This is a genomic window from Bradyrhizobium sp. USDA3010 (assembly GCF_056429065.1).
Genome location: NZ_JBWJZD010000097.1, coordinates 1 through 5365, shown reverse-complemented (window position 1 = coordinate 5365; position 5365 = coordinate 1). Strand labels below are relative to the sequence as shown.

Here is a 5365-nt window from a genome sequence, read left to right as displayed (position 1 = left end):
CGACACCACCAGCTCAACGGCTTGCCGCTTGTACTCCTCGGTAAACGACCGACGTTGACGTTCCATTCGACACCTCCGCGCTCAATGAGCCTACTACAGGTGTCCACTCATTCGGAGGAGGTTCACAAGGTTGAACTCACTACTCCTTGCCAGATCAAGCGCTTGTTCGAAGTGAGCGGCTTCGGCCGCGACGGTATGACCGAGCTCCTCTAGCATTTCCACGACCATCATCCTTATCATCGTCTCGTCTTCGACGACGAAGACAGAATAGGTTGGCGGTGCCGTCACTGGAATGCCTGGTTTATATGGTGCAACAATCGGGCCTTGTGAGCGGCCCCAGCAACCCTTGGAGGCCCAGGGGGCGATTGCTGGGGCCACATGGCCAGTCCCGCGTCAGTCGAGATTGGTCAATCTGATCGCACACTGAATCCAGAGGTGAGGCAAGCGAGAACGGGAGTCTCTTGTCGCGACATTGCCCAAACGTGGCAATATTACCACGCTGATTCACATAGGTTATCTTCATAGAAAAGAGCAGCGCGGTGGGGAACGTGCCCGTCCACGAACGATTAAAACGAGATGCGCTATCGAAGGTGGACAGACGAAGAAATCGAACGACTGAAAGCTATGATCGCTGCGCGAGCGAGTGCTAACCGCATTGCCGTCGCACTAAGGCGCCCGATCGACTCCATTTATGACCGGGCCGAGAGGCTTGGTTTGCACCTTCCAACCCGCACAGATGAGCGCAGACGAGCGAGAAACTTGCTCAACTCCAGTACAAGCTCGGAATGAACGCCGCGGGTGCTAGCCAGACGCCCTTCGCGAAGTCGATCACCTCGCCCCAAAGCCGCCCCGGTCGATCGTCGGGGTAGCCCTCGCTAAAACGTCGCAGCCGTTAGCGCTTCACAGGCGGCCCGCTCTTGTTGCCGGGCAACCCTTTCACGTTCGGAGGATCCCTGCTGCTGCACGTGCTCGTTCTGAGGAGTCGAGCCTAAGGTGCCTTGGCCCGGCGCAGGCCCGTTCTTGTTTCCTGGCGAGCCGACTATGCCGGTGTCGGAATTTCGCGCGCTAGGAGCGTTGCTGACTCCAGCCGAGTTGGTTGCTGCGCCCGGACGTCCCAGAGGTGTTGCGGCCGCTCCAGGATTATTCTGGTCTCCTACGTACCCGGACTCACCGGAATTGAGCGTCTTCACGCCCTTGTCGGCCTCACTGTTCTGGTGCTGGGCGCTGGCGCGTTCAACCGTCATCGGACCGGCCGCCGCAACGCCCGCAACGAGCAGCGCAATGGTATATTTTCTCATGAGCTTCCTCCTAAAGTCCCACTCCACAACTCGCTTCGGCATGATCATTTCCTATGCCGCAGATGAAGAAGCCATTGGCTCAATCACCTGGAAGCCGCGTTCGTCCTCCCCGAGTATCCAAGGCGCCTGACACCGTCTCGTTGTAATATCCTGCAGTGCGGTGATTTGCCCTAACACTGGAAGGGCGGGCCGACGTAGGTTTGGCGCTCAGCTTCGCTTCAACCTTCTTCCGATCACGCTCAAGGCAAAGGGTATCGGCGTTGACCAACCTCTGATCTCGAGCCACGGGTAGCCGCCATGGATCGCTTCGGGAAAAAGTAGAAACTTTCGCAATCAAGCCGAGTTGGCGTCGAACGATTTTCGAGGCCAGAAGCGTGAGAATGACAGACGGACCCCTGCTGAGGACGGCGATCGATACCGCGTGGTCCGTCTACCGCGCCACACATCCGGGCGTGCTCGACGGGGATCATCGTCTCTGCCTGCTTGAGCGTCCGCTGCAAGGGAAGTGGGAAGCGCATTGCGGTAACTCCGAGGAGTTGACCGGCCTTGGTATTCGCCTATCTACGGCGGCTTCCAGGCGAGAAATGCTGAGGCGGATGGAGACGCTTGTCTGCCGGATGGCTTCCGAGATCGCCCGCCCAGATTGGACATTGCTCGCCGCGTCGCATGCCGCCTCTGCGGCCGTCATTTCGGCGCGGGGTGCGCTTTTCGGCTAAGGGACAGAAATGCGGATCGCACAGCTTGCTCCATTGGCCGAAAGCGTCCCGCCGAAGCTCTACGGTGGCACCGAACGTGTCGTCGCCTGGCTGGTCGACGAACTGGTGGCGCTTGGGCACGACGTCACGCTGTTCGCAAGCGCTGATTCTCAAACAAAAGGAGCGCTAGAGCCGGTCTGGCCCCGGGCGCTTCGGTTAGGACGGAAGGGCGTCGATCCGAACGCCGCCTGCGCCGTGTTGCTGGAGTCCATCGCCAAAAGTGCATCCCATTTCGACGTCATTCATTCTCACATCGATTGGCTGCCGCTTCCGCTGCTCGGCCGCTTGGGTGTGCCGTACCTCACCACGATGCACGGACGGCTGGACTTGCCTGGATTGTCGGAGGTCATCAGTGCATTCAGCGACGCGCCTTTCGTCTCGATCTCCGGTCAGCAGCGCCAGCCGCTGCCGCACGCGAACTGGATCGCCACCGTCCAGCACGGTCTGCCGGTCAGTCAATTTTGTCCTTCGTCGGAATCAGGATCATACCTCGCCTTTCTGGGGCGCCTGACGGCGGAAAAGGGGCCGGAGGACGCCATCAGGATCGCGCGCGCCGCGGGCATGCCTTTGCGCATAGCCGCCAAGATTCCGAGGGGCGAAACCGGTTACTTCAAGAAACGTCTCGCGCCTCATGTCGACGGTGAAAGAGTCCAACTCATCGGTGAGGTTGACGAGGCCGGGAAGCAGCCGTTTCTCGCAGGTGCCGCTGCGCTGTTATTTCCGATCGATTGGCCCGAGCCCTTCGGCTTGGTGATGATCGAGGCGATGGCATGCGGAACGCCGGTGATCGCTTATGGATCAGGCTCGGTACCCGAAGTGATCGAGGACGGCCTGACGGGGTTTATCGTCGATAATGAGGAGGAGGCAGTCCAGGCCATCCGTGAACTGCCACGCCTCGACCGGCGAAAGGTTCGCGTCAGGTTCGAAGAGAGGTTCTCGGCAAGCCGGATGGCGCGAGATTACGAAGCCCTATACCGCAGGCTCACCGCGGGTACGGCCGGCCGTGCGGCATGATTTCGGCGAGGTGAGAGGAGCAAGGAATGCGGTTCAATCGAACGATGTACTGCGCGGCACTGGTCGTTTCGGTGATCGCTGGTCCCTCTCTTGGCGCCGAAACGAAGGCCGACGCGATCAATGTTGCTAAGCCGTCGGCAACGTCGCTGTCAAACGAGCCGACGCCGGCCGGAGTTCGGCTGCAGGTGTTGTTGGATCGAGCGCATTTCTCGCCGGGCAAGATCGACGGCAGGTTCGGCGAAAACGCGAAAAAGGTGCTGCGAGCTTACGAAGAGGCGCAGCGGCTGCCTATTTCAGATGTCGTAAATGCGGACGTTTGGGGAAAGCTGGCTGCGGACGGTCGTCCGGTGACCATGAACTAATAGCGGACAGGGATGTCGCAGGGCCGTTCCTCGAGAAGCTTTCGTCGCGGCCCGCCGTCGTGATCTCGATCATTCCGGGATCGACGCGGCGCGCTAAGGCGCGACACGGCATAGGCTGCAAATCGTCAGGGACAGCAAGCGAAGATGATGAGCGTCCCGGCAACCGCCGCGACAAGCGCAGGACGAACTGGGCGTGGCGTGATCCCACCCATGGCAAAGTGACCTTCATCAACTTCAATTGTGATCGAGCAATTGAGCGGTTCATATACTTTGCTCTCCAGGAAAGAGCATCCGCAACGCCTGAGGAAGCTGCCAACAATCATCTAGCGAAGCTCGGGCAGGTGGGCGCTGAATGAGGTCCATCCGGCGCCGGTGCCGGCCTCCTGCACCAAGCTTGGCCCGAAGCGGGCCTTTGACGAGCTCGGCACATGGGCGGCGGTCAAGGCCGCGATCGCGGCGGACGCAAATGTCCAGGAGGAGTGGGATCTCGCGACCCAGATCCGGCGCGCTGATCCCCTGGTTCAACACATGATTGCGATCGTTGGCCTCACCGACGCACAAGTCAACCAGCTTCTCATTCGCGCAAACGCCCTGGTCCGATCGGGCCTGCGGGGCAAATGGGCGGCAAATGGCCGAATTTTAGCCGCGGGGGCTCGATTCGAATGACGACGTGCCGTCGATGTAATTGACAGGCCGGGCTCCGAAGGCGAATCATCGGCTGATTGTCAGGTTCGATCCTGAAAGCCGCTGAGTCCGCTGTCATGAAGATGCTCACTGAGTATTTGGAGCGCGCCCTTGAGTTTGAGAAACTCGCGGCCTCGGAGCACAACGAAGCGTTCAAAGCACAGCTCTTAAACCAGGCTGCAGCGTACCGAAAGATGGCGGAGAAGCGGGCAGAGCAATATGGCCTGCCCAAGCCGAGCCCTCCAGAGACGAAGTAAGGCGACCAGAACAGGGTTGTTCGGCACGCATCCGGATTGCGTCGCTATCGCAGGATGATCTCTATTGCGCTCGCACCGCTGGCGATCGTTTCGCTTTTTCAACTTAAGCCTCACCACGGCGACCCGTTGGGCTCCTGTCGGTCCAAACCATCGGTTGGTTTTGCAACTTCTCGAAGGCTTCCTCACTGTCGGCCAGGACGCGGTAGCTCTGCTCCATTGCCGCCAGAAAGCGGCGCGTGAAGTTGTCGGAGGCCGTCACCTTGGCCCGCCCGTAGTGCTCGGAACGCTCCCTGTATTCTTCAGGTGTCATCGCTTCTTTCTGCGCTCGCTGGCCATCTAACGACCGCCCTGAAGGCTCGTTCCTCCTCTCAGTTCCATAAAACAGGATCATCACGATGACCAACGCAGCGGTTCCTGCGAGCGCTATCAAGCGGTCAAGGCCGCGATCGCGGCGGACGCAAATGTCCAGGAGGAGTGGGATCTCGCGACCGAGATCCGGCGCGCTGCGCGCAAACGCCCTGGTCTGACCGGGCCGGCTTCCGCTCTGGCTTTCTCACACCTCACGCCGCTCGGGTGACATGTCGTGCGAATAGCGGGAACGCTCGACCGGGGCGAGCAGAGCAGCCATTTTTAGTGCGTGCGGGTCTCGCTCGCCCTTGGCGGCGCGAGCAAGAATTTGCGAAGCCATGTCGGCCATCATCGTCGATGTGCGCTTCGATTGCGGAAGCGTCGCGGCAGCCTCGTCGAGGACTGCTCTCATCAGCTCGATTAGCTCCGGCTGAAACACTGATCCCATGGCATTTTCCTCACGGATACGCCCCACCACATTTTTTCTGACCGCTAAGTTTCCGTCTATTACCTGAATTAACCCGTCTTATTCGTCAGAGGCGCCTGAGAGGCTGGCGAGCGTGGTGTAAAGCGCTGATGCGGCGTAGGATTCGGTTGCAAAGCCAACCCCATCACCTTCAGCCGCGAACACCACGCCCGCCATGACC

At 60.0% G+C, this 5365-nt stretch carries 10 protein-coding genes; 7 read left to right on the top strand and 3 right to left on the bottom strand.

All coding sequences use genetic code 11. The features are described 5' to 3' along the window. Positions 1 to 213, top strand: a 213-nt coding sequence (locus AC066Y_RS42815; RefSeq protein WP_478279087.1) for a hypothetical protein, incomplete at its 5' end; no start/stop codon positions are given. A gap of 662 nt (positions 214 to 875) precedes the next feature. Here the strand turns inward: AC066Y_RS42815 and AC066Y_RS42810 are convergent. Further along, positions 876 to 1298, bottom strand: coding sequence for a hypothetical protein (locus tag AC066Y_RS42810; protein WP_478279086.1), 423 nt, complete (start codon positions 1296 to 1298; stop codon positions 876 to 878). 380 nt (positions 1299 to 1678) lie between these two features. Between AC066Y_RS42810 and AC066Y_RS42805 the strand changes: the two genes are divergently transcribed. The 6 genes from AC066Y_RS42805 (at position 1679) to AC066Y_RS42780 (ending at position 4370) form a co-directional block, all read left to right on the top strand. Further along, on the top strand, positions 1679 to 2014 hold the full coding sequence (locus tag AC066Y_RS42805; protein ID WP_478279085.1) for a hypothetical protein: 336 nt from the start codon (positions 1679 to 1681) through the stop codon (positions 2012 to 2014). A gap of 9 nt (positions 2015 to 2023) precedes the next feature. Beyond that, positions 2024 to 3067, top strand: a complete 1044-nt coding sequence (locus tag AC066Y_RS42800; RefSeq protein ID WP_478279084.1) for a glycosyltransferase family 4 protein — start codon at positions 2024 to 2026, stop codon at positions 3065 to 3067. 26 nt (positions 3068 to 3093) lie between these two features. Next, positions 3094 to 3429, top strand: coding sequence for a peptidoglycan-binding domain-containing protein (locus AC066Y_RS42795; protein ID WP_478279083.1), 336 nt, complete (start codon positions 3094 to 3096; stop codon positions 3427 to 3429). Between the two features lie 59 nt (positions 3430 to 3488). Beyond that, the gene (locus AC066Y_RS42790; RefSeq protein ID WP_478279082.1) at positions 3489 to 3785 is read left to right on the top strand and encodes a hypothetical protein; all 297 of its coding nucleotides are present in this window, start codon (positions 3489 to 3491) and stop codon (positions 3783 to 3785) included. 16 nt (positions 3786 to 3801) lie between these two features. Then, a complete protein-coding gene (locus AC066Y_RS42785) occupies positions 3802 to 4095 on the top strand; it encodes a hypothetical protein (protein ID WP_478279081.1) in 294 nt (97 codons plus the stop codon). Positions 4096 to 4190: 95 nt separating this feature from the next. Further along, the gene (locus AC066Y_RS42780) at positions 4191 to 4370 is read left to right on the top strand and encodes a hypothetical protein (RefSeq protein WP_478279080.1); all 180 of its coding nucleotides are present in this window, start codon (positions 4191 to 4193) and stop codon (positions 4368 to 4370) included. Between the two features lie 103 nt (positions 4371 to 4473). On the opposite strand, the gene AC066Y_RS42775 is transcribed toward AC066Y_RS42780, so the two are convergent. Further along, entirely contained in the window at positions 4474 to 4773 is a 300-nt protein-coding gene (locus AC066Y_RS42775) for a hypothetical protein (protein WP_478279079.1), read from the bottom strand. A gap of 150 nt (positions 4774 to 4923) precedes the next feature. Next, positions 4924 to 5166 (bottom strand): hypothetical protein, encoded by a 243-nt coding sequence (locus tag AC066Y_RS42770; protein WP_478279078.1) that lies wholly within the window; start codon positions 5164 to 5166, stop codon positions 4924 to 4926. Positions 5167 to 5365 lie beyond the last annotated feature (199 nt).

Bases quoted from the DNA above. Each gene is read 5' to 3' on its own strand.
- AC066Y_RS42810 (WP_478279086.1), bottom strand. From the start codon at position 1,298: ATGAGAAAATATACCATTGCGCTGCTCGTTGCGGGCGTTGCGGCGGCC.
- AC066Y_RS42805 (WP_478279085.1), top strand. From the start codon at position 1,679: ATGACAGACGGACCCCTGCTGAGGACGGCGATCGATACCGCGTGGTCC.
- AC066Y_RS42800 (WP_478279084.1), top strand. From the start codon at position 2,024: ATGCGGATCGCACAGCTTGCTCCATTGGCCGAAAGCGTCCCGCCGAAG.
- AC066Y_RS42795 (WP_478279083.1), top strand. From the start codon at position 3,094: ATGCGGTTCAATCGAACGATGTACTGCGCGGCACTGGTCGTTTCGGTG.
- AC066Y_RS42780 (WP_478279080.1), top strand. From the start codon at position 4,191: ATGAAGATGCTCACTGAGTATTTGGAGCGCGCCCTTGAGTTTGAGAAA.
- AC066Y_RS42770 (WP_478279078.1), bottom strand. From the start codon at position 5,166: ATGGGATCAGTGTTTCAGCCGGAGCTAATCGAGCTGATGAGAGCAGTC.